Genomic DNA, 22,485 nt, shown 5'->3' with positions numbered 1-22,485 from the left:
ATTTTTCAATACCCATTTACGATCTCGGTGAATGAAATGCGGTTACAAAAAGAGTTCTAAAGAGAATCTTTTTTAGGGTACCACAGTTCCATTCTAATCACTATATTATCTATTCCAACCACGTGAATTATTACTTACTTTAGTTACGTAAGTATTTTAGGTTATACTGATTAGTACTTAAAAACTCTTTGGTCACTCGCTGTTAACTTAAAAAATAAATGGCGCTTTTGAATAAAAAGCACCAAAAGAGTCTTTAGAATTTCCTTCTTCTCCAGAATCCAAAGTACATGGCTCCAACTCCTGCCACTACCAGTACAGAGGCTACAATATCAGAACCTGTAAATGAGAAACTACTGCTTTCTGGTTCATTGACACTTTCCTCTGTCATAATATATCCTTCAACATTGTTGTCAGTTGTGGATTTTGTTGCATCTTCTGCTGGTGCATCAAGATTCATTCCTGCTCCAGAATCCGCTTCCTGTGTCTGGTTGGAAGTGCCAGAACCTGATCCTACAACTTTTAGGTCAGTTCCAGTATTACTGCCTGAACTGCTTCTGGAAGAGCTAGTTGTTTCAGGTTGCTGGGTTTGGAACTCTGATCTCTGGGTTGCCTTGTACATTTCTTCATTGTATGCATCTATGGTTTCCTGACTGAGACCTGCAGCACCCATATTACCCTGTACGAAGTCATCCAGCAATGGGTTTCCACATGTGTGGTGACAGCATGTTGCACCATTATCTGCAACCGATTGCATGTACTCCTTCACAAGATTGTTCACAATATCGTCTGGCAGATCAATATACCCTTTGCGTAAGCCCTCCAACATCCTGCCTGTGATGGACTGATAAGCTCCGGGGTTGTTTTCATTGAAGAACTTTTTCATTTCGTCGTTAATGTATGTATTATACACAGTTTCCCACATACTGTCATCAACAAGTTCGGGGTTGGAGACTTCCCATCCCCAGAGATTATCTACGAATTCAGCCATCATCCTCCCTCCGGCATACTCTGAACTCATCATACCTTCTATCCATTTATCGTTGAGATATCTGGAGCGCAGGTTCGTGTTCAGGTATTTCTGCATGGTGACCATTCCGCCGTTTTCAGTATCCCTTGTGTCCGAAATATACATTTCTGGTGTCTTGCCGGAAACATATCTGGTTGCAAGGTTGAGGCCGCCGAAATACTGGAAGACGTCATCATTGTCCAGAGTATCATACAGGTTGGATGAATCTGAATGTACCGAAGCATCAACATTCATCAGGTTCTGTTTGAGAAGGTCAGGGCATTGCTGTCCCCATAGTTCTGTACCGTAGGCAAATCCCATCTTACTCAGGTAAAGTTCTCCTATCTGGGCTTCATCATCCCATGTGCCACTCGCTTCTATGGCATTGGCAATGCCAATCTCATAAGTACCGTCTCTGACAGCAAAACAACGCATTGTCGAAATCTGCTCAGCAGTCTCGTTATCATAACCTGCTTCTATCAATGCCTGTTTTATTGAGATTGTACTTTCGTTTACATAGTTGGTATAATTGCCAGCAGGAGCAGAGTTTGCAAGTCTTACTGCTTCATCTATCATCTTGAGCTTTTCCGGGAAGGCGTCTCTCATTCCTGCGGTTGCATAGACTACATCAATACGAGGTCTGCCTGGGTATTCGCCATAACTTGGCATAAGCTCGGACTCATTCATGAGTACAAGACCTTTTATCTGTTTGGATGTATCATCCCACTCTGGTTTTACTCCAAGCAGGTACAGCATTTCGGCTTCGAGTGTACCATGGTCTCTTATGAATTCTACACCGAATCTTGAGAATGACACCTTCCTTGGATATTCTCCATGTTTGTCATAATAGTCTTCCAGCAGATCCTGTGCAAGTCTGGAACCAAGGTCCCAAGTAGCCTTGGAAGGGTATAATCTCGAATCGACTCCATAGAAATTGCGGCCAGTAGGTACTGAATCCGTATTCTGGATTGGGTCCCTTCCAGGTCCCGGTGGGACGAAACCTGCATCCAGAGCATTAATCACCCGGTCAAGCTCGGTAGCTGATTCAACAAGATTGTTCTTGTGTATGATTCCATTTTCAAGTAAAGCAGTAACTGAAGAATCATTGTATCCAAATACCATGTCCTGAGCTAGTGCAGGGTCTGTGTTATTGGTAACAACTTCCCATACAAGCCAATCAATTTTTGTATCGTTTAATGGTATTCCAAGTGGATATTCAGTTGTATCCGAATAGAACGTACCGGATATCAGATTTTCAAAACTGCTTCCAAGCATTGATCTTACCATGACGGACATCTGGTCATCAACTGGTCCGCTTTCATTCATAGGTGGGACTTCTCCAAGCACATGGAAACCATAGGGGATGTTCTCTTCGGATATCTCTTCCAGATATTCATGGAGCACGTTCTTTACAAAAGCCTGAAACTGTGAATCATCCGCTCTGTAAATCTCGATCATACTTTCAGTCACATCCAGGTCCTTATGGAGATTGAGTTCCACCATTTGGTCGATTATAATTTCTCTGTATCCGTCTCTGACTTCATCCGAGATTGCAGGATCATAGTACTCCTGAATGTTTGATGCAAGTTCTGCCATCTCCGTATGAAGGCCTCCGTGTTCGAGGGTTGGAGTAAGATGGTCAATTATCAAAGCATTTCCACGGTATTCTGCTGTAAGTCCTTCGCCAACGTTTGCTACGATATATGGGTAGATGTTAGGCAGGTCCTGCAGAAGAAGTGGTGCCCAGTCTGCTGTCCTGTTCATTCCGTATGCAAGTCCTGGAAGCCATTCGTGTGTACCGTGGGTACCAAGATGGATAATGGCATCAGGATTCCAATCATTGTTTAGCCAGAGGTAGAAGGCAATATACTGGTGTGGTGGAGGAACAATAGAGCTGTGATACATTACATTGTCATTTTGCATAAAACCGCGGGCAGGCTGTGGCATGAGCCATACGTTGCCACACTGGACCGCAGGGATCACAATATACTTGCCGGTTTCATTTTCCCATATCATGAGTTTTTTGTCCTCTGGGAAATCATCGGACCAGGGTTCTCCCCACTCATTTATTACATCATCTTTAAGGTTTTCAGGCAACTCATTCTCAAACCATTGTTTATATTCGTCCATCGGGATGAGCTGTAATCCCCATTCTGTGCGGTTATTCACCATTTCATCAAGGACACCGGGTGCCCAGGAACCGGCATTTATTCCCTGCTCCTGAATCATTTCCAGAAGGAGTGTTTTGTTCTCAGGAACATTGTTAAGGCTGTAGTCACTTTCATTCATCTTGTTGAGCAGGTTCATCATACTGGCCATGGTATCCAGGTAACTTGCTCCTATGTTGTCCTTACCGGATGGATAATTGTAATAGATGATACCAACTTTCTTGTCTGGATTTTCTAAGCGTTTAAGCTCTGTCCATTTGATAGCACGGTTAGTCATCCAATCAATCTGTGCAGCATTTGGTTCATACTCGTAAACGTCCCATTTTATTTTTTTGCTCTGTCCAAGCACTACATATTCAAAAATACCGTCAATGTTTGGACTTACTGTTTTCCTTATGGCTTCTTCATTGGAGATTCCTCTGTTTGTATCTGCAGGATCTCCTGAATCCGGGTCTGCAACCATACCCTTGAGTACGGGAACATCAAGATTTGTGAGTTCAGTTAGGCCGTATCCCTCATATTTATTAACATCCAGCCCAAAGCTCTTGAGAGATATCATACACTGGACCAGTGGTTCTCCACTTTCATCACAATAATAATCACTGATGTTATAGAATGTATCAAATCCGGCAATAACGTTACAACCCTTGCTTTCAAGATCATATATAAGAGCGTCAACAACCTGCAAGTTACTGTTCTTGTAATCTGATTTATGGAACCATATGCCGATCGTAGGTCTGGAAGGATCATATGTGTGATGTTCACCATTGGATTCATTCTGGTACCAGTCCAGATATTCGTTTGTAGTATCAAACCAGTAAACATCATCATCCGGATGGTAAAGGCCCTGTGGAAGTGTTATGGGAGGCTGACATTCCCAGCTGTCTGTAAGTGCTGATTTGTTTCCATATGTCTTTGCAAGGTATACAATGAAATTTTCACCATTCATTCTCAGGAAATCTTCCTTCATTCCCATATTGAAAAAGTAATTCTCATCGTCGCTTTCATAGGGTTCTGGTGCGCTTGGGAAATCATAATCATATAAGGAAGTATTTATTAAACTGGCAATATTTACAAGGGTAGTTCCATTATCTTTTGCTTTTTCCAGCTCAGTGGAAAATTCGTCGTATTTAGTACCCCATAGCATATAGGTAAATATGACATCCTGATTGCTCAGGTCAATGTCTGACAGGTCACTCAGTGTTGTAAAATATTGAACATTTATGCTTTCATTATAGATATTTGAGCTTTTGGCATAGCTGATCACTTCTGCATCATCAAGAGTAATGAGGGTGATATTCACATGGTTTTCGTCTGCCGATACAGTGTTTATTAGTGATAAAACTAACAATACACTTAATACTATTATCAATATATTTTTTACTCGCATGTTATCCACCTGATAATGTGCATGGGCACTTCGGAAACAGCTTGGCGGCAAGACCGGGGTGCCCTAATATTCTTTTTATTTTGTCTTCGTTTTGTATCAATCAAAATTTATATTTAAATAAATATAAATTGTTCGAAAACAAATTAACTTGTCTTTAAGTAATAAAAAAAATTAAGTAGATGTCTTGTTTTCCTCCTCCGGAACGTAAACAACCCTGCCATCTGCCAGCTTGTATGCGGTACCAAGTGCTTCACCTGTTCCGCCCCCTATCTGGTCTGTCATGTTCAGAACTTCTATTGGCTTACCCTGATCCTTTACAATTATCTTCATGTCCTTTTGTCCAGGATTTTTTACGATGGTAATATCATCTGTCGGTGCAAGGAGTTCGGGCAGTTGGTATGACATAACCAGTGCAATAAGTAATGCCACTGAGAAGACCATGGCAATATCAAAAAGGTTGGCAACACCCGTAAGTGGGCTTTGCTCATCCTCATTATTCAGAAGTCCTGTTCGCCTGTATCTTCTGTTTCTTTTCATTCCCCAACCTCTAGTGTGTCCAGAATATAATCGATATCAACCATGTCCTGCCAGTACCATCTTTTTCTTACCTGTGTAAGCACATAGGCTATGGTTCCGGCGAACAGTCCGACTACTGTTGTTGCAAAAGCGATCATCAGGTTATTGGCAAGCTGCACGATATCACCCTGGGACAATCCGATGAGTGCCGGTCCCAGAGGAATTAGAGTTCCCATCAGGCCCAGCATAGGTGCGATAGTTGCCACGATCCTGGTTTGCTCAAGACGTTTTGCCATTTTTATCTCATATTCCTGTGAAAGCCATTCTATTGCAGGAATTGTATTTTTTTCCAGATGTGTTGCTGCCTCTGTTGCAAAGCTTGTGACCATGAAATTCTGTTTAACATCACGAAGAGCTGTGGCTGCCGTTTCAAATGATTTTTCCGCAAGATTATTCCTGACCTCAAGGCAGCAATTCTCCAGGTTGTTCATGTCACGATTACGTTTTGCATATTCTGAGAGGAACTCCCCTATCAGTATCAGCGAGAAGAGAACCAGTATAAGAAGTATGATAACTACCGGGTATAACAGTGAAGACGAAAAAGTGTACAGTATACCAAACAAAGATGAAGTTGTATCCATTTTTATTGACCTCTCATATAATTAAAAGCAAAGCCTCCAAGAATGAAGATTGAAAAAGCAAGCAATGGCAGTATCTCAAAATTTCCTCCGTCAATAGCAGAGATATTCATCTGCTTTGCCTTGATATATGCAGGAACAAGCATTGCTCCGAGCATGTAGAATATCCCGAGGAACATCATCACTGTGCCCAGGTCTTCCGGAGAGCGGTTCAGCTTCCTGAAAACAAAGGTTGATGATATCACTGACAAGAAGAAAACGATCCCAACTATGATGCCTACCTTCCATCCGCTGATTTCAAGACTGGATGCAAGTATCATGCAGGATACAAAAAGAGCGGTAAGACAAACCGGGCAGGGGATAGAGATTACTAGGAAGGTTTTCTTTGAAACATCATGTCCGCAGTTCCATTTTTTCTGGGTATATATCCCGGCTGCTATAAGAATCACTGCAATAAGGACATGAAGTGTCATACCAAGGTTGGCGATCTTTTCCAGATAAGACTGGTCAACCAGTCCCACAAGGCTTCCCAGGATTACAGAGATAATGAAGTAACCGCTAGCTAACAAAAGTACTTTCTTCTTCTCAAGGTTCGAAAACCCACATCCTACTCCGGTCTTCAGACCAAATATGAATATACCTATAAGGATACCTACAACTGCTGCATAAACCGTATTCATTTCAACCTACCAACCAAATACTATGTTGTATTTTAGTTTTTATTCCAAATATAGCCTTCAAATGCAATTTACATTTGATAATGTACTCATGTACATTTTAATAACCCATTCAAATGTTTGCATTTAAGGTAATAAAGAAACATCTATTTTAATCTTACTGAACTATACTTCATATTTTAAAATTTTCTAAATGATGTCGGCAATGCAGTTCCTGCTTAGTTTCCTTAACAAGATATATCCAGAAAAAGTTCAGCAACTAAGTTAATTGCTTAGATCCCAAAACAAAAAAGAAAAATTACAACCGGCTGGTTGTGTAAAAATGAAATTATTTTTTAAATTCTGTGTAGCCACATTTGCCGCAGGAGCGTCTGTCCTTGTGCTCTGCGAGGAATACGCCTTCACCGCAACGGGGACATGGCTGGTGTGTTCTTTCGATTGAATCGCCACTGACTTTGTAATAATCCTTTACTGCCATCATATCACCTTATTCTTCAGGAGTTTCAGATGCTTCTGCTTCTTCAACTACTTCCTCTTCCTTAACTTCAGGCTCAGGGAGTACGTTCCTTTTAAGGACATAGTCTGCTTCGACCTGTTTCATCCTTTCGGCATTTTCATATACTTTTATATATGCGCTTGCTGCCTGCTTACCGAACTCGTTATCCATTTTCTGGATGATCACAAGTTCCAGAGGTACGTTCATCATAGCGGCAACTTTTCCTTTTACCTGGTCCCTGGAAGGTGTTGCTCCGTCGAATTCAATGTCCAGGTTCAACTCACGTCTGTTGAGAAGTGCGTTGTTTTTTTCTTTAATGATTTTGATGTCCATCTAATTTTCTCCAAATGGTTTTTACTTCTTCTTCATTGTCCTGCGTTTCAACTATCTTATTCAGCAGGTCTCTGATTTCTTCCTTTTTCGATTGAGTGATTTGTACAAATACGACACCCTGATCTGGTTGTCCGTATAAAACAACCGAACCCTGTGGTGCCATTAGAATTGCGGGCAATGCTGCAAGGTCTTCTTCGCCGCGCACGAATATTCGGACACGTTCATCTGATCTTATGGCGCTACCAACAGCATCTATCAGATCCTCGGTTATGACCCCGGCTGGATTGTCAACGAATATTTCAGTGAAGCCTTTATGCTTTGTACCCACAACGACCCGGTCAGAAGCCGGTCCGCGTTTTGTCCGGTCATCCACTATCAGGATGTCCGGTATAATATCTGAGTTGAGCAAGTGGAATGTAGTAACATCACCTACGGATATAAGTTTTGTGGGACTTCCCAGATCCCCTGAAAGCTTCCTGATAGTGTCATCTCCACTACCTGTATACAATACGCCAAATATCCTGTTAAAAAGTGGCCTGAGCTGTTCATACAGAACGATCTGCGCACCCAAACTAGCGCACCTTCAGAGCATACTTGTCAGCTACTTTCACATCGATTTTCTTTGCTATCTCCGAACGTTCCGGATCTATAATAATAACCATGCCACTCCAGTCTGCACTGAGATTGCTGGAGCCGCAGATAGGACATGTCTGGCCTGAGATTATGCGATGGCATTCACGACAAACCTGGTCACTCATCTATTCACCCTCCAATCATTCTGCCTTATCAGCTTTTGGCTTTTTCTGTTCCTCGATCCATTCGATCTTTCCGAGAGAGTGCTGTCTCATGGTAAGCCCTATTTTGCTTTCCCTTGGCTCTCTTTCGTTGATACTGACAGCGACTATACGGGCTCTTACTTTGTCACCTTCAGAAAGTGATTTTCCACCGGTTTTGCTTACAAGCCTGCCGTTTTTACCATCATAAGACATGAAATCGTCGGTTATCTGGCTCACATGTAAAAGGCCGTCCATTGCTCCGATGCTGACAAAAGCACCGAAATCAACAGTCTCGACAACTTCTCCTTCAATGACTTCCTGTATTATCGGAACGAATACAATTGCTTCAAAAGTAACGTCATAATACACTGCACCGTCGCCTACAAGAATGTGTCCTTCTCCAATCTCATCGATTTCAGTAATGGCAACAATGGCACCAAGCGCTTTATCGATCCTGCCTTCAAGCTTGTCCCTCAGGGCAGCTTTGACATTTGTTTTCACATCTCCGCCCAAAAGGTCTGGCGCCACACGAATTGTGTCCGCTAGTTTCATCTTTTTGTACATGTGATTGACTCCAATTATCCCGATATGATTAATTTAAATGCTTTATTTGGTTTTAAACTTCATCTGTGATCTTCTCAAGCCTGTTTTTCTGTCGCAGGCATATGATCGGAACGTTTTTACTCTCCAGTCTTTTTCTCAATCCTATATCGTTTGTCAGTACAGCAGAGCCACGTTCAAGAGCAAGATCTATAATGACATCATCAGCATGTCCTGATGTTTCAACTATCTCACATCTCTGGGCAAGTGAATATGCGACCTTTGCAGCTGTCCTGTCCTTCCCTTTGAGTTCCTTTTGGAGTGTTTCCAGTTCCCTTATCACAGAAAGAGGCACGATGAACCTGTCATATCCAAGTCTTTTGAGTTCCTCAAAAATATCGACATTGAACTGTACCGGTATCATCAGGCCATTTGTATCGATAATGACTTTCAATCCTTAATTACTCCTACACCAATAAGGCGCCAGCGGGATCCTACACGCCTGCTGATGGCCACAGTTGATCCGATATCTGCACAGACCGGTCTCTTTAGCTTGACCTCGGCGATATCTGTCCTCGCACTGGTGACAATACCTACAGTAGTAGCAGTTCCAACGTTGAGCATTAAAGGCTCGCTTGTCTTAATGGCCCCGATCTCTTCTTCATCACTAACTCCTACCACCCTTTCAAGAAGGTGTAGCTCAAGTGCAAATGAGTCATGAGTTGGTGGAAGGGTTCCGGGTGAACCTGCGACCTGTCCTGTAAGTGTGTCGCTCTTTGTCAATGAAGGGTCAAGTGTGGTTCCGACTGCAAGCAATCCGCCTGGGCTTGCTTCTTCCACATTTTCTTTTCCGGCCACGATTCTGGATATTTTAGTTTTAATAGGCTCCCATCGGGTGGTTCCTTCGCTTTCAACCTTTATTCCCGGACGCACTTCCATCTCATCACCGGCACGCAATGAGCCTTCTGTAAGTGTGCCGCCTATTACTCCACCTGTTATATCTTTAATAGGTGTACCGGGCTTGTTAATGTCGAAAGACCTTGCTATAAGCATATGTGGCGGCTTGTCCAGCTTGTGGACTGGTGTCGGTATGATTTCCTCCATTGCCTGGATGAGGGAATCTACGTTTGTATTCTGCTGGGCAGAAACCGGTATGATTGGTGCATTCTCAGCAACAGTTCCCTTTACAAAATCCTTGATCTGGTGATAATGTTCAATGAGCTGCTCCCTGGATACCAGGTCTATCTTATTCTGCACTATTACCAGGTTCTTAATGCCAATAATATTCAATGCCATTAAGTGTTCCTTGGTCTGTGGTTGCGGGCATTCCTCATTAGCAGCGATTACAAGAATAGCTCCGTCCATAATGGCAGCACCTGAAAGCATAGTGGCCATGAGTGTCTCATGGCCTGGTGCATCGACAAAAGATACTGTCCTGAGCTCTTCAGAGGGCTCTTTACACCCTTCACATTTTTTAGAAACAGTATAACATTCCGGCTCAGGGCAGTTAGGGCACTTCCTGAATGTCGCATCCGCGTATCCGAGGCGGATAGATATACCACGCTTCATCTCTTCACTATGTGTATCTGTCCAGACTCCTGACAGTGCGCTGACAAGTGTGGTTTTTCCATGGTCGACATGACCTACCATGCCGATATTAACGCTAGGTTGACTCAATTTTTTATTTCCCTCCGGGTTGAGCAATAATTCGAATGTACAAAATATATGAAAGATTTTATTGATTGCAGTTTAGGTTTGTGCTATCATTCAATTAATCATATTTAAATGATTTCAAACGCTTAATCAATATTCAGTTTAATTTACCATACTCTGAATCGTAACACTATTCATTTTATATAGTAAATAATTTGCTCCTGCAAGTAAAATCTGGATTATATGCCAGTACGATGTTTCAAACAACAGATCCGAGAGCTTCCCTTAATATCTCATCTCTTTGGAATAGCTTCTCTATACTTATTCCTGAAGGTGTAATCCTGAAACTTGTGGGTTCCAGAGAAAGGTTGGTACACCTCATTTTTGGAATATAGAGTTGCCTTAATCCCTTTCCTGTTCTCTCATCCCTATTGGTGTAGAGCATTATACTCCCGAAGGATATATGTTCAGCAATACTTTGCTTTACATCTGATTCTTCCTGCCCGATCAAAAAAAGGGTCGTACATTTTCTTGTGGAAAGAATATCGTTGATTGTAAAGAACTTGTCCGCAAATTCTTCAACACTATGGTACAGTGACAACATGTCAAGGTTATCGATAACAACTATCTCAACATCATCAGGTATCTCCTGTACGTTCTCTACGCAGTCCTTTTCTACAAAACCAATTCCGCTTCCCAGTCTGGAAGCATTATGTATTTTGTTCGTACGGACCTCGAACGACTTCGTAATCAGAAGCGTCCCGTTATCAATGCATCTTTTGAAATCAAATCCAATATTATCTGCCTGTTCCAGGAAACTTTCAACATTTACATGTGTAAGCATTAACATGCACTTTTTCCCGTCTTTACAGGATTGGTGGAGAAAATGGGTTGCAAGAATAGTTTTTCCTGCACCGGGAGGTCCGCTTAAGAGGATGCCATGCCCCTTCGGATACCCTCCCTGAAGTAACTCGTCAAGTTCTGGTATTCCGGTTGGGACTCTCTCAAAAGACATACACAACTATAATATATGCAATTATATAAAAACAATTGTATGATCTTGCCTGTCATTGAAACAAAAAAAGAGGACAACATGAAATTAAATCAGTTGTCCCTATAGAAAATAAAACCGTTCTTATCTCAGGTTATAATCTTGTCCAACTGGTCAGTTTCAAGAGCCCTGCGTACTTCAAAAGCAAGACGCCTGCCAGTGCTCATGGGTTTGCGCCAGAGTGTGTTGCCGTAGGGATGACCAACAGACATGTGGACGTTAGTACCTCCGCCTACCCTTGGTGCTACATCGTAGATGTAGTAGTTCAGATCCTTATCGACACAGGTCTGCAGGCAGAAGGGTCCTATGATTCCCGGATCATAATATTTCTTTGCAGCTTCCACGTATTTCTCACAGAGCCTGAATGCTTCTTCAAGGAGTGATTCTCTAAGGGTTGCAGAGTTGTGACCACACACAGTATACTCGGGAGTCAGCTGGTGTTCTGCCAGATTCATCTGCTGGGGTGCAGGTAGTCTGACATGACCGTCCAGACTTGTCTCAAACCTCCAATCTACGCCCAGCAGCTCGAGTTTATTCATCTCTGACTCGATGGGTGAATAGAACATATCCAGGTTGAAAACAGGTCCTATTATGTATCTCTCAATCCTTGCACTCTTAAGAGCTTCTTCTGTTATGACTCCCTGTTTCAGGAGTGCCTGTGATTTTTCAAGATATTCCTCATATGTACCTGCGGTGAAGAAACCCCTTTCAAGTTTCTTTACAGCATGAGGCAGTTTGACCATCACAAGCTCATCTATATCCTGTGGGTCTTCTATTCTTTCAGGGAATGGCAGGCCTGCCTTCTCAAGCAACCAGTAATAGTCCCTTTCCATTCCTCTTTCCTCACTCCTGAGCATGTTCCTGCTGCCCACAAGCGGGACTTTGAAATTGTTCTCCACATCATCGATGCCACAGTAGGAAGTGAATGATCTGTTTGGTATGAAAAGTACATTTTCATCAATGAGCTTCTGCTGGTTCTCAGCTTTGATGACTTCATTGAACTTTTTCAGGGATATGGATTCGTCCACTATTCCCCTGGTAACTTTGCCATTGGCGTTTCTCTGTGACTTAAAATAATCTGTGTATGTTTTTTCACGGCCTTCCTGGCAAAGGGCCAGTGTCCTGAAGTCTTCTTCAATTGCACCGTCGAAGATGTCCAGTGCTGAGTGTGAGGCAACAGCGCCTATTTTTAATTTGTCAATGTCATAATCTTCGATAATCTCTATGATCTCTTTTCTGTCTATCATCGTACGACCTCGATCTTGTGCGGAAGATGTAAATGGTGGTTTATAAATCTGTTCACATTGCCCTTTTGGATAGCTTTCCGACTTAAACTCCTGAAACCAGGTAAATAACAAGCGGTGTTATGAATGTCTCGATCACTGCAGCAAGGAATATCAGAGGGAGAAGTATGTACAAAAAGAACTGTACTCCTTTGATCAATTCATCTTTCAGGTTAGACGGCTTTCCAAGAATTATCTTGAAAGTCTCATGTCCGAGTTTCAATCCAATAGCAGATGAAATAAGGAGCATGGGTATCTCTATTATTCCGTGAGGTGTCAGGCCTGCAATTATAAACAGTGCACCGTTTTCAATGATTTGCAGGTGAACAAAAACACCCAGTACGAATCCGTTTAACAGCAAAAAAGCAATTGGAACCAATCCGAAGATGGGTCCAAGCAATATTGCAGCAAACATTTTAGTGGCATTGTTGAAGAATATGAATAACATTATTTCAAAGGCTGAAAGGTTTTGCAGCATCTCTGCAATTTCCTCAAGGCCCGAAAGTGAATCTGCGGAAAATTCCGGTATAAGTCCGTATGCAATGTACCCCGCAATCATTGCCAGTACAAAAAGTGTTGTACTGGCTATTATGTATGGTTTGAGCTCCCTGAAGTAAGCTCTGAAAGTAGTTCTGCTATCTTCATTAAACATGGTCAAAATACTCCCGTTGAATCAGATTCCCAGCGTCATCCTGATAGTATTCCTGCATGCTGGTGCCAATCCGAGTACGATTATAACAAATTTCAGGAACTCTTTCAGGGTTCTTGAATCTTTATCCTCTTCAAATTGGGTGTCCAGTATATATATTACAGGTATGAATATTGAAAGTTTTAGCGGATACATTATCAATGCAGTGCCTGTAATGTCTATGAGGTAGGCAGGTACCACATGTTTCTCGTAATATCCCAGAAAATCTACACCGACAACCGTAGAAGATGCATCAAGCAGGTGTGCCATAAGTATGGAAAGGTTAAGCCTGTCCTTCAGCATTGAGGAACCTGCCCTGTCAAATACGAGATATGTCAGGTATAACACCAGGCTTGCGGCACCTATTACTGCGAAAGGAACCCAGGGTAATACAACATTTTCCAGATATAGCAGGATGACAATGTTTGCAGCAAACCAGGCAATTCCGAAAAATGCGAAAACCTTATGGAAATCTCTGCGGCTGTCAACACTGGTGATCAACCTGGAAATAACCAGGAATATGACCGTAATGAAAAATGCCATGAAATAGATATTCGGAGTAATGAAAAGATAGCTGAGAGGAGGCTCCAGTGCACCTGTATCTTCAATAACCCTGAAAGATGCACCTGCCAGTATGTAAGGAATCAGTGACCATGTAAATTTTTCGTCGATACTGACATCAAACCTTCTGAGCAGCTTGACTAGTCCGAAGACACAGATTCCCAGAATAATTGCCCATGTGATGGTGTTCACAACATTGTAACCACTATCCTGCAATATCGGCTCTATGTAATACTCATTAATGAGTCGGTTTATTTCGTCCATGAGTGAAACCATTTAGATCACAGCAGTAAGGTAATATAGGAATATCCTAATACAATCAACATTTAATAGTTTATGGGAAAATGTCCGTCTGATAACAGGTATCATTTTATAAGGGCAGAACTTCTATAATGCATATTAAAAAGATATACTATGGTATAAACCAGCAGGTATAGAATTGATCCCGATGCAAGATGGAATGAAAAAATGGATGCAACTTCCGAGAGATGTGCTTGTCGGTCATGGTGTCATCAATGATATCAGCGATGTTTGTAAAGACCTGAAACTCGGAACAAATCCTTTGATAGTTACGGGCACAACAACTAAGAAAATTGCAGGTGATGTTGTCCATGATATATTGGGGGATTGTGGTTATGATGTTCATGTAGTGGCTTCCACCGATGCATCAATGTCTGAAGTCGATAGGGTTAAAACGGAAGCTATCGAGCATAAATCCTCATTTCTTATCGGAGTCGGCAGTGGTAAATCAATTGATGTTGCAAAATATGTAGCAACACAGAGAGATGTCCCATTTTTGAGTATTCCCACTGCTGCGTCCCATGATGGTATTGTCTCTTCCAGGGCTTCGATACGCAGCGAAGGAAAAACCACTTCTGTGGAAGCAAACGCTCCTATGGCGGTGATCGCCGATACTGAGGTCATATCAAAGGCTCCCTATCGCCTGCTTGCAGCAGGATGCGGAGATATCATTTCTAATTATACGGCCGTGAAGGACTGGGAACTTGCACATCGCCTGACTAATGAATCTTTTAGTGAATATGCTGCAGCCCTGTCCCTGATGACTGCAAGGATACTAATCGATTCTGCTGATTCTATAAAACCGGATCTGGAAAGTTCTGTAAGAATGGTTGTAAAGGCTCTTGTATCCAGTGGCGTTGCAATGAGCATTGCAGGTTCATCAAGGCCGGCATCCGGATCGGAGCATATGTTCAGTCATGCTCTGGACACGGTAGCTCCAAAACATGCTTTGCACGGAGAACAATGCGGAATCGGAACAATTATGATGATGTATCTGCATGGTGGTGACTGGTGCAGTATAAAAGAATGCCTGGAAATCATAGGAGCACCTACGACCGCTGAAGAACTTGGTATTGAAGATAAGTATATATTAGAGGCGCTTCTTGTTGCACATACGATCCGCCCGGAAAGATACACTATATTAGGCACAGGCCTGACGCCTGCAGCCGCTGAAAAAGTAGCACGGATAACAAAAGTAATCTCATGATCAATTATTCAAGGTGACCAAATGACAGATACAGACACTATGATCACTCTCGTTGGCTCAAGGCTTGCAAAAGAGGGGGAAGAATTCGTATTCCTCGGAGAGTCACGTGAATGCCAAAAATGTAAACTGAAAAGAACATGTCTGAGCCTTGAGCCCGGGCGCAGGTACAGTGTTGTAAAGCTCAGGGGTGACACAATTCATGAGTGCTTCATCCACGATAGCGGAGTTCTTGCAGTAGAGGTCGTAAATTCTTCGATCATAGCTGCCATCGACTCAAAAAAGGCAATTGACGGTGCCAGGATAAGTTATGAACGTCCAAAATGTAGTGATTTTGATGACAGTCTCTATGACCTGATAAACCCTGAAGGTCTCAAGAGCGGAGACAAGTGCACTGTTAGCAAGGTAATTGAAAGTATTGATGAGGATCTGACATCAGGTTGCTCATTGAAAAAAGTTGAACTGAATTTGTAACTTTATCTGTGAAATTTGTCTCGAATATGTTTTATACGACAAAATAAATCGTATTAATTAATAAAGACATAAGGTGAATTCAAAAAAATTGAGGTAGGGAAATGTCTGGCACAGAAGATGAAATTCTTCATCATGATTTTTATACGGCAGAGCGTTGGAACAACTGGTTAAACCAGGTAAAAGAGAGTGATTTCAAGTTCGAGGAATCCGATGAGCCACAGGGAAAAGAAGGAGCTATTTTTGTCAATATGGAAGACGATATTATCCTTGCCTGTTTGAAAATAATTGCAAAATTCGATCGTGATCAGATATCAGCTGAATCAGCTCTCCAGATGCTTTCACGCATAAGGGACATAGCACTGGCTGAGATCGAGCCGATATCTGAAGATGCAGATCTTATGATTGATTCGCTCCAGACTTCTCTTATAGGAAGTTTTGCAGCATGTGAATGCTACCTTGGTGGCGATTACGACGAAAAAGACAGTGTTGACGACCTGGTAAAGGTTGCCCTTGAAGCAGAGGCATCAGATGACATAGAGATCGCCCTTGCTACGGTCGCCGAGATCGGAGCATTGATCCTGAAAGGAAATAGCTTCTCCGATAAGACTATGGAAGAAGTTCCATACGGACTTGTAGCGGAATGGCTTGATGGAATAGAGTCAATTTCAGCTGCAATGGTGGGCTCGGACAGTTACAAGGACGATGAAGAGGACGACGAATTCTAATACTCCTCTTCTTATGCATTATTTTGTTTAGTTTGTTATACTCTTTTTTGCCGGAACTTTCCGGAAACATTTAAACATAATACGAAATGAGTCAAATAGAACTGGTGTTTTCGGAAAAAGTTATTGTTTTTGAGGTTTTATGTTTCCCCCTAAAAGTAATGTTGCAGTCCTTGACCTGACGCATGCAGGCATTATCATCGCCCAAAGGCTTGCAGAATACGGCATGAATGTTATCGCGGTGGACGTCTATAATACCGTGGATGAAGTAACTCTTTCGATGCTTGGGAATGACTTTGGAATTACGGTATCAAAGAATGTGATTCCCATAGATGATATCGACTTTATAGTAAGTCCGGTACATCTGGACCCTGGATACGAAATGCTCAAAGACGTAAGGGGTAAGGGTAAGAAAATCATAAGTCATCACCTTGCGGTGGGAATGATCCTGTCATATGGCAGGGTCCTTGATGGAGTCAAGGTTATCGAAGTAACTGGCTCCAAAGCAAAGACCAGCACCACATCTCTTCTTGCTGATATGCTTTCAAGGGTCATGGTTGTAGCTTTGCATACTTCCAGGGGACTTGAAGTATGGGAGAATGGTGAAGCAGAGAGGATATACTCCGGTCTCAGTATAGCACCTGGCAGTATCTTGCTTGCCGTTGACAAGTTGAAATCCGAAGGCATTAATGTCGATTGTTGTATTTTAGAGGTATCCATTGGAGGAACGGGTTATGCGGATATCGGTATTATCACAACCCTGGAACCCGATTATGCGATCGCCAGGTCCAGTTCCAAGGCAAGTGATGCAAAGCTTAGCATGATTGAATATAGAAAAGATGAAAGCGTCCTTCTCCTGAATATAAGGGACGAAAAAGCTGTAATGAAGGCTAATAAACTTGGGAAAAAGTTCTTAACATTCAGTGATTCGAAGGATATGAAATCTGATTTTCGAATGGAATTCGATGGTAAAAAAGTGATGCTTTTTTCAGGTGATGTCGAACTGACCGCCGATGTAAATCCTTTCTACAATGCTTCCTCCTACGTTACTGCTTTTGCTGCAGCAGGTGCTGTTGCTCTGCATATGGGAGTCGGTGAGGATGTTATAGTACAGGCTATATCCGGCTTTACGGGTCTTGCCGGAAGAATGCAGGAAAAGAAAGTCAATGGAAGAGTACTGATAGATAATTCTAATTCGGGAATGGATATACGCTCGGTTGAGAAATCCCTGGATTACGGACTGGCAAAAGTTTCGGACAGGATTGCTACAAAAGTGGTGATGGTACTCGGTGAAGAGGCTGCACAGGTTTGTGAAGGCCTTCCCCCGGAGAATGTGGCGGAATTCGTTGAAAGAAGAATCAAGGATATTGATGTGCTGATACTTGTTGGTGAGAGGATGAGGGCTGTTACTCCTGAAAATATGATCTATGCATCTCATTTGGAAGAAGGTCTTGAGCAGGCTTTTCGGATTTCATCGGAAGATGACCTTATTCTTTCCTGCGTTAAGTGTTTCAGATAGATGTGAGGCTTAATAAGCTTCAAAATATCCCTTTTTTTAGGATGAATGATACTTTTATAAGATGAGGAAGTAGATAGTGCAGAAAAACTACAGTCTTTTTAGTATACGATTTCATACTTATGCTTGCATAAGTAGCAATAAAGTATAACTTCCAAAAGAACTGTCTACATTAATCGTCCATTTCAAATATTACTTACCAAACACAGTTACGGAATGACTATGATGGGAAATGATATATCAATCATACATCCGCGGCCAAGTTCTATTGTGGCAGCGTTATACACGTTACGTGACCTGAATGTTGATGTTGCTATCCTCCACGGCCCACCAGGCTGTTCATTCAAGCATGCAAGACTCCTTGAGGAAGATGGTATACATGTTGTTACAACGGCCCTTGATGAAAACGGTTTTGTCTTCGGAGGACGTGAAGAGCTTTCTTCCCTGCTGGAAAAAGTCAATGAAATGTTCCAGCCTAAACTGATAGGTGTGGTGGGAACATGTGCCAGCATGATAATAGGTGAGGAGCTTCGCGAACCTGTGCAGGATGCAAATCTTGATGTACCTGTCATAGAGGTTGAAGTACATGCAGGATATCCGAATAACACAAAAGGTGTTCTTCTTGCACTTGAATCTGCATGTGATGCAGATATAATCGATGCAGAGGAGCTTGAAAGGCAGAAATTCCTTCTTGAGGAAGCCACCAATGTCGAGAAACGTCATGGTGCGGCAAGCAGGGAGTATCTGGAACCTTCCAGGGGCGATGTAAAATACAAGGTCGCTGAAAAGGTTATCAACTACCTGAAAGAAGGCAAACGCTGCCTGACAATAATGAACGCCAAGAAGGAAACCGGTTACATGTTTGCTGATATCACAGTTGCTATCAATGAAGTGGCTGCTCAGCTTGGCAGGGAAGACAATGTTATCAACATGGCAAATGTGGATGACAGCGTAGGTCTTCCACGTGTTCGCTACCATGCAAAAAGCATAATGGATGACTTTAGAGAAAAGGGTGTTACAATCCATGAGAATATTGGTGGCATGGATGAGTATCCTATTGCCGGGGAAAGGGTAAGTGAACTCATCGCTGAAAAATACGGGGATTTCGATTTTGTTGTCATTACCGGTGTTCCACATGCAATACCTATGGACAATCTCAAGGGAATGGAAGTAATATCCGTGACCAATGGTCCGAGGCAGGTTATTCCCCTAAAGGAAATGGGACATGAGCATGTTCTCGTGGAGATCGATCTGCATCCGAAAACTCTTGGTGTTAACCATATCGTAGAATCGGAGTTTGGTGCAACAATGCGTGAGCTTGCAAAGGATATGCAGGAAGAGAACAAGGAGATTGCATAATGGCACAGAAACGAATTGCCATATACGGGAAAGGTGGTATCGGTAAATCAAGCACTGCTTCCAATGTTGCAGCAGCCTGTGCTGATGAGGGTTACAAGGTAATGATAATAGGATGCGATCCTAAAAGTGATTCATCCATTACGCTTCTCGGTGGAAAGAGAATACCAACTATTCTGGATCTGCTGAGACAGAAGATCGATGTAACCGAACAGGACGTAGTTTTTGAAGGTTACAAGGGTGTTAAATGCGTGGAAGTCGGTGGACCGGAGCCTGGTATTGGCTGTGCTGGTCGCGGTATTATTGTTGCCATACAGAAATTAAGCAAAGTCTGCAAATCTATGGGTGACATGGACCTGATAATCTACGATGTACCCGGTGATATCGTATGTGGAGGATTTGTTGCACCCATACGCAAGGGACTTGTTAACGAAGCCTATATTCTTACTTCAGGCGAATACATGCCGCTCTACGCTGCAAATAACATATGCAGAGGACTTGCCAAGATTGATACGCCATTGTCCGGCATAATATGCAATTCCAGAAGTGTAACCCGCGAAGAGGAAATTGTGAGAAAGTTTTCCGAGGAAATCGGAAGTAAACTAATGGCTTTCATACCAAAAGAGCAGATTGTACAGGATTGTGAAAGGGATGGTTTTTCTGTGCTTGAAAAAGCTCCTGATTCATCCGTTGCAGGTGTCTACCGTGAGCTTGCACAGGCTATTATGACCAACGAAAGCTCAGTCCTGCCTGCGGCTCTTGAAGACGAAAGGCTGCGTGAGCTAACACGCTGAAGGTTGGTTCCAATGTCCGAGAAGCCTCATGTACCGGAGACAAAGAACATACCCCGAATACTCCTGTCAGCCGGCAGTTCTTCTTCGGGAAAGACCACCATCACAATTGGTCTGCTTGCTGCCCTTGTAGAAGCCGGGTACAAAGTCCAGCCGTATAAGGTGGGGCTGGATTATATTGATCCAAGTTACTATTCTGAGATTACAGGTCGCAGAGCCCGAAATATCGATGGTTTCCTGATGGATGAGGAGGGTGTTAGGGATGTATTTATCCACGGTGCGGAGGCCGATGGGGATGCTGACATTGCAATTATCGAGGGTGTGCGTGGCCTGTATGAAGGCTTTGACAGTTTTACAGATACCGGCAGCACGGCACAGATCGCAAAGATACTGAAATGTTCTGTCATACTTATCATCAATGCAAGGAGCATTACTCGCTCTGCTGCTGCCCTGGTTAATGGTTTCAAGGAGTTTGACAGGGACGTGCATATTGCAGGTGTTATCCTTAACAACATTGGTGGGCCAAGGCATGCTAAAAAAGCTACAGAGGCCATTGAGCACTACACCGGCATTCCGGTTATCGGTGTAATTCGCCGCAATAATTCCATGAAGATCTCCATGAGGCATCTGGGACTTGTTCCTGCTATTGAGGAGCGTCGCAGAGCTGATAATTTTGATGAAAGGATCGATTTCATCAAAAATACTATCAAGGAAGGGGTACAAGTCGACCGTCTGCTTGAGATGGCTCATGAGGCTCCTGATCTTGAGAGGCCATCGAAGACAGTTTTCTCCCCACGGGAGATTGAAGATGAGCATCCTGCAATCGGTGTTGCTTTTGATGAGGCTTTCAATTTCTATTACCATGACAACATCGAACTGCTGGAAATGGCTGGTGCCGAAATCAAATACTTCAGCCCGATTCATGATAGTAAGCTGCCTGATGTGGATGGCCTGTATCTTGGTGGTGGCTATCCTGAGCTTTTTGCAGCAAAACTTGAAAACAATGTCTCCATGCGAGATGATATTCTGGATGCATCACGTTCCGGCTTGCCAATCTATGCAGAGTGCGGTGGCTTAATGTACCTTACAGAAAAGCTGAGCACAGGTGTAAAAGGTAAAGGAGCTCATCATATGGCAGAGATGCCGGAGTCCACTCATGAGATGGTGGGTGCGCTTCCGGGCCATACTCTAATGGGACATAAACGTGTGGTCAGCTACAATATCGGCTCTCTGGCAATGGATGCGGTTATCGGTAAAACGGGCAATTCTTTCCGTGGCCACGAGTTCCACCACTCCGAAGTTACCGGAATTCCCAAGGATGCGAAATTCGCTATTAAACTCTCCCGTGGAACGGGTATCATTGATGGCTGGGATGGACTAACAGTTAATAACACGCTGGGCTGCTATGCTCATCTTGTTGCGAGCTCTTACAGGGAATTTACAAAGAGTTTTGTGGATTTTGTGATCAAGGAAAGGTAATCTTGTTTTAGATTCATATTCCTTTTTTTCCTTTCTGGAACACGAATATGTACAGTATAGGGAGTATCCCTAAGCTGTTTATGATCAGTATTGCAACAAACCAGTATTTCTGCTTTTTTCTCGCAGCTTTCCATAGGGCAATTCCTTTCCAGAAAAGTTCCCAGATTGCAAGGATCAATATAAGGGCCAGAAACTCCGAAGACTGGGTATTGCTTGCCAGAAGTGATATGTCAGCCATATTTCCCACTAAAAGATAGTTGGCTTTATTGTGATAATAATTTTTGTCCTATTCTATCTTATGTACAGAATCTTTGTTCCGGGACAAATATATATTACTCAGACAGAAATGTGGTTAGGTGGTTTTGTCTGGATGCCAGAGACGTTGACTGGAAGAAACTGATTGCATCACTTGTAATATGCCAGTTTGCAGGAATATTCGGGGCCATATTTACCACGCCTGCAATTCCTACCTGGTATGCAGCTCTTGAGAAGCCCTTTTTCGTGCCTCCGAGCTGGACATTCTCGGTAGTATGGCCGATCCTCTACTTGCTGATGGGACTGGCTCTCTATATTGTATGGGAAAAAGGATGGGAATATCGTGAGGTAAAGGTTGCAATGGGAGTTTTCGGACTCCAGTTGTTCCTGAATTTCCTCTGGTCTGTATTATTTTTCGGTTTGCAGTCTCCGTTTCTGGGACTTATGGGAATAGTTATTCTGTGGCTGGTCATTCTGGTAACTATTGTACTCTTCTACCGGATATCAAGGGCAGCCGGATTGTTGCTTTTACCCTATATTTTGTGGGTGTCATTTGCAACCTTGTTGAATTATTATATCTACATTCTGAATCCATGAAAGAAACGGAGGAGC

The 22,485-nt window shown here is 42.8% G+C and carries 24 protein-coding genes; 8 read left to right on the top strand and 16 right to left on the bottom strand.

Features of this window, described 5'->3' with window-relative positions; genetic code table 11:
• Positions 1-253 precede the first annotated feature (253 nt).
• The 15 genes from V7O62_RS05360 to V7O62_RS05290 all read right to left on the bottom strand — a co-directional run bounded on the left by V7O62_RS05360 (position 254) and on the right by V7O62_RS05290 (position 14,040).
• The gene (locus V7O62_RS05360; protein ID WP_406657982.1) at positions 254-4,564 is read right to left on the bottom strand and encodes a cobaltochelatase subunit CobN; all 4,311 of its coding nucleotides are present in this window, start codon (positions 4,562-4,564) and stop codon (positions 254-256) included.
• Positions 4,565-4,735: 171 nt separating this feature from the next.
• Positions 4,736-5,101, bottom strand: coding sequence for a DUF2149 domain-containing protein (locus V7O62_RS05355; RefSeq protein WP_406657981.1), 366 nt, complete (start codon positions 5,099-5,101; stop codon positions 4,736-4,738).
• Complete coding sequence (locus V7O62_RS05350) at positions 5,098-5,721, bottom strand: MotA/TolQ/ExbB proton channel family protein (RefSeq protein ID WP_406657980.1); 624 nt, start codon at positions 5,719-5,721, stop codon at positions 5,098-5,100. Before V7O62_RS05350 ends, V7O62_RS05355 begins: the two co-directional genes overlap by 4 nt.
• A 2-nt stretch (positions 5,722-5,723) precedes the next feature.
• A complete protein-coding gene (locus tag V7O62_RS05345) occupies positions 5,724-6,398 on the bottom strand; it encodes a DUF2162 domain-containing protein (protein WP_406657979.1) in 675 nt (224 codons plus the stop codon).
• A 325-nt stretch (positions 6,399-6,723) separates the two neighbouring features.
• The gene (locus V7O62_RS05340; protein WP_406658253.1) at positions 6,724-6,873 is read right to left on the bottom strand and encodes a 30S ribosomal protein S27ae; all 150 of its coding nucleotides are present in this window, start codon (positions 6,871-6,873) and stop codon (positions 6,724-6,726) included.
• 9 nt (positions 6,874-6,882) lie between these two features.
• Positions 6,883-7,224: a 30S ribosomal protein S24e gene (locus tag V7O62_RS05335; protein ID WP_406657978.1), complete on the bottom strand. Its 342-nt coding sequence runs from the start codon at positions 7,222-7,224 to the stop codon at positions 6,883-6,885.
• Complete coding sequence (locus tag V7O62_RS05330) at positions 7,205-7,795, bottom strand: GTP-dependent dephospho-CoA kinase family protein (protein WP_406657977.1); 591 nt, start codon at positions 7,793-7,795, stop codon at positions 7,205-7,207. Before V7O62_RS05330 ends, V7O62_RS05335 begins: the two co-directional genes overlap by 20 nt.
• A 1-nt stretch (position 7,796) precedes the next feature.
• The gene (gene spt4 / locus V7O62_RS05325; RefSeq protein ID WP_406657976.1) at positions 7,797-7,982 is read right to left on the bottom strand and encodes a transcription elongation factor subunit Spt4; all 186 of its coding nucleotides are present in this window, start codon (positions 7,980-7,982) and stop codon (positions 7,797-7,799) included.
• Positions 7,983-7,997: 15 nt separating this feature from the next.
• Positions 7,998-8,564, bottom strand: a complete 567-nt coding sequence (locus tag V7O62_RS05320) for a DNA-directed RNA polymerase (protein WP_406657975.1) — start codon at positions 8,562-8,564, stop codon at positions 7,998-8,000.
• 52 nt (positions 8,565-8,616) lie between these two features.
• Complete coding sequence (locus tag V7O62_RS05315; protein ID WP_406657974.1) at positions 8,617-8,994, bottom strand: DNA-binding protein; 378 nt, start codon at positions 8,992-8,994, stop codon at positions 8,617-8,619.
• Positions 8,991-10,217, bottom strand: coding sequence for a translation initiation factor IF-2 subunit gamma (locus V7O62_RS05310; RefSeq protein WP_406657973.1), 1,227 nt, complete (start codon positions 10,215-10,217; stop codon positions 8,991-8,993). The genes V7O62_RS05315 and V7O62_RS05310 overlap by 4 nt, the downstream gene beginning before the upstream one ends.
• A gap of 235 nt (positions 10,218-10,452) precedes the next feature.
• Positions 10,453-11,208, bottom strand: a complete 756-nt coding sequence (locus tag V7O62_RS05305) for an RAD55 family ATPase (RefSeq protein ID WP_406657972.1) — start codon at positions 11,206-11,208, stop codon at positions 10,453-10,455.
• A 125-nt stretch (positions 11,209-11,333) separates the two neighbouring features.
• On the bottom strand, positions 11,334-12,491 hold the full coding sequence (locus V7O62_RS05300) for a formate--phosphoribosylaminoimidazolecarboxamide ligase family protein (protein WP_406657971.1): 1,158 nt from the start codon (positions 12,489-12,491) through the stop codon (positions 11,334-11,336).
• Positions 12,492-12,573: 82 nt separating this feature from the next.
• Positions 12,574-13,179 carry a stage II sporulation protein M gene (locus V7O62_RS05295; RefSeq protein WP_406657970.1) on the bottom strand — a complete coding sequence of 202 codons (606 nt, stop codon included), beginning with the start codon at positions 13,177-13,179 and terminating at the stop codon, positions 12,574-12,576.
• Between the two features lie 21 nt (positions 13,180-13,200).
• A complete protein-coding gene (locus tag V7O62_RS05290) occupies positions 13,201-14,040 on the bottom strand; it encodes a DUF63 family protein (protein ID WP_406657969.1) in 840 nt (279 codons plus the stop codon).
• 184 nt (positions 14,041-14,224) lie between these two features.
• Here V7O62_RS05290 and V7O62_RS05285 point away from each other — a divergent pair, with 184 nt between their 5' ends.
• From V7O62_RS05285 to cfbB, 7 genes are all read left to right on the top strand, one after another.
• Positions 14,225-15,283, top strand: coding sequence for an NAD(P)-dependent glycerol-1-phosphate dehydrogenase (locus V7O62_RS05285; protein ID WP_406658252.1), 1,059 nt, complete (start codon positions 14,225-14,227; stop codon positions 15,281-15,283).
• A gap of 21 nt (positions 15,284-15,304) precedes the next feature.
• Positions 15,305-15,754 (top strand): UPF0179 family protein, encoded by a 450-nt coding sequence (locus V7O62_RS05280; protein WP_406657968.1) that lies wholly within the window; start codon positions 15,305-15,307, stop codon positions 15,752-15,754.
• 101 nt (positions 15,755-15,855) lie between these two features.
• Positions 15,856-16,479 carry a DUF2150 family protein gene (locus V7O62_RS05275; RefSeq protein ID WP_406657967.1) on the top strand — a complete coding sequence of 208 codons (624 nt, stop codon included), beginning with the start codon at positions 15,856-15,858 and terminating at the stop codon, positions 16,477-16,479.
• Between the two features lie 139 nt (positions 16,480-16,618).
• A complete protein-coding gene (gene cfbE / locus V7O62_RS05270; RefSeq protein WP_406657966.1) occupies positions 16,619-17,995 on the top strand; it encodes a coenzyme F430 synthase in 1,377 nt (458 codons plus the stop codon).
• Between the two features lie 219 nt (positions 17,996-18,214).
• Complete coding sequence (gene cfbD, locus V7O62_RS05265) at positions 18,215-19,351, top strand: Ni-sirohydrochlorin a,c-diamide reductive cyclase catalytic subunit (protein ID WP_406658251.1); 1,137 nt, start codon at positions 18,215-18,217, stop codon at positions 19,349-19,351.
• Positions 19,348-20,142 (top strand): Ni-sirohydrochlorin a,c-diamide reductive cyclase ATP-dependent reductase subunit, encoded by a 795-nt coding sequence (gene cfbC, locus V7O62_RS05260; RefSeq protein WP_406658250.1) that lies wholly within the window; start codon positions 19,348-19,350, stop codon positions 20,140-20,142. The genes cfbD and cfbC overlap by 4 nt, the downstream gene beginning before the upstream one ends.
• Before the next feature lie 12 nt (positions 20,143-20,154).
• Positions 20,155-21,618 (top strand): Ni-sirohydrochlorin a,c-diamide synthase, encoded by a 1,464-nt coding sequence (gene cfbB, locus V7O62_RS05255; protein WP_406657965.1) that lies wholly within the window; start codon positions 20,155-20,157, stop codon positions 21,616-21,618.
• 13 nt (positions 21,619-21,631) lie between these two features.
• Here cfbB and V7O62_RS05250 read toward each other — a convergent pair whose 3' ends face one another.
• A complete protein-coding gene (locus V7O62_RS05250) occupies positions 21,632-21,856 on the bottom strand; it encodes a DUF5652 family protein (protein WP_406657964.1) in 225 nt (74 codons plus the stop codon).
• Between the two features lie 110 nt (positions 21,857-21,966).
• On the opposite strand from V7O62_RS05250, the gene V7O62_RS05245 reads away from it, so the two are divergent.
• Entirely contained in the window at positions 21,967-22,470 is a 504-nt protein-coding gene (locus V7O62_RS05245; RefSeq protein ID WP_406657963.1) for a TspO/MBR family protein, read from the top strand.
• Positions 22,471-22,485: the final 15 nt, after the last annotated feature.

Source organism: Methanolobus sp. ZRKC2 (genome assembly GCF_045291185.1).
GTDB lineage: Archaea > Halobacteriota > Methanosarcinia > Methanosarcinales > Methanosarcinaceae > Methanolobus.
This window is presented reverse-complemented; position numbering and strand designations above follow the sequence as displayed.

Coding starts and splice junctions, on each gene's coding strand:
- V7O62_RS05360 (WP_406657982.1), bottom strand. CDS start 4,564: ATGCGAGTAAAAAATATATTGATAATAGTATTAAGTGTATTGTTAGTT.
- V7O62_RS05355 (WP_406657981.1), bottom strand. CDS start 5,101: ATGAAAAGAAACAGAAGATACAGGCGAACAGGACTTCTGAATAATGAG.
- V7O62_RS05350 (WP_406657980.1), bottom strand. CDS start 5,721: ATGGATACAACTTCATCTTTGTTTGGTATACTGTACACTTTTTCGTCT.
- V7O62_RS05345 (WP_406657979.1), bottom strand. CDS start 6,398: ATGAATACGGTTTATGCAGCAGTTGTAGGTATCCTTATAGGTATATTC.
- V7O62_RS05340 (WP_406658253.1), bottom strand. CDS start 6,873: ATGGCAGTAAAGGATTATTACAAAGTCAGTGGCGATTCAATCGAAAGA.
- V7O62_RS05335 (WP_406657978.1), bottom strand. CDS start 7,224: ATGGACATCAAAATCATTAAAGAAAAAAACAACGCACTTCTCAACAGA.
- spt4 (WP_406657976.1), bottom strand. CDS start 7,982: ATGAGTGACCAGGTTTGTCGTGAATGCCATCGCATAATCTCAGGCCAG.
- V7O62_RS05320 (WP_406657975.1), bottom strand. CDS start 8,564: ATGTACAAAAAGATGAAACTAGCGGACACAATTCGTGTGGCGCCAGAC.
- V7O62_RS05305 (WP_406657972.1), bottom strand. CDS start 11,208: ATGTCTTTTGAGAGAGTCCCAACCGGAATACCAGAACTTGACGAGTTA.
- V7O62_RS05300 (WP_406657971.1), bottom strand. CDS start 12,491: ATGATAGACAGAAAAGAGATCATAGAGATTATCGAAGATTATGACATT.
- V7O62_RS05295 (WP_406657970.1), bottom strand. CDS start 13,179: ATGTTTAATGAAGATAGCAGAACTACTTTCAGAGCTTACTTCAGGGAG.
- V7O62_RS05290 (WP_406657969.1), bottom strand. CDS start 14,040: ATGGACGAAATAAACCGACTCATTAATGAGTATTACATAGAGCCGATA.
- V7O62_RS05285 (WP_406658252.1), top strand. CDS start 14,225: ATGCAAGATGGAATGAAAAAATGGATGCAACTTCCGAGAGATGTGCTT.
- V7O62_RS05280 (WP_406657968.1), top strand. CDS start 15,305: ATGACAGATACAGACACTATGATCACTCTCGTTGGCTCAAGGCTTGCA.
- V7O62_RS05275 (WP_406657967.1), top strand. CDS start 15,856: ATGTCTGGCACAGAAGATGAAATTCTTCATCATGATTTTTATACGGCA.
- cfbE (WP_406657966.1), top strand. CDS start 16,619: ATGTTTCCCCCTAAAAGTAATGTTGCAGTCCTTGACCTGACGCATGCA.
- cfbD (WP_406658251.1), top strand. CDS start 18,215: ATGATGGGAAATGATATATCAATCATACATCCGCGGCCAAGTTCTATT.
- cfbB (WP_406657965.1), top strand. CDS start 20,155: ATGTCCGAGAAGCCTCATGTACCGGAGACAAAGAACATACCCCGAATA.
- V7O62_RS05250 (WP_406657964.1), bottom strand. CDS start 21,856: ATGGCTGACATATCACTTCTGGCAAGCAATACCCAGTCTTCGGAGTTT.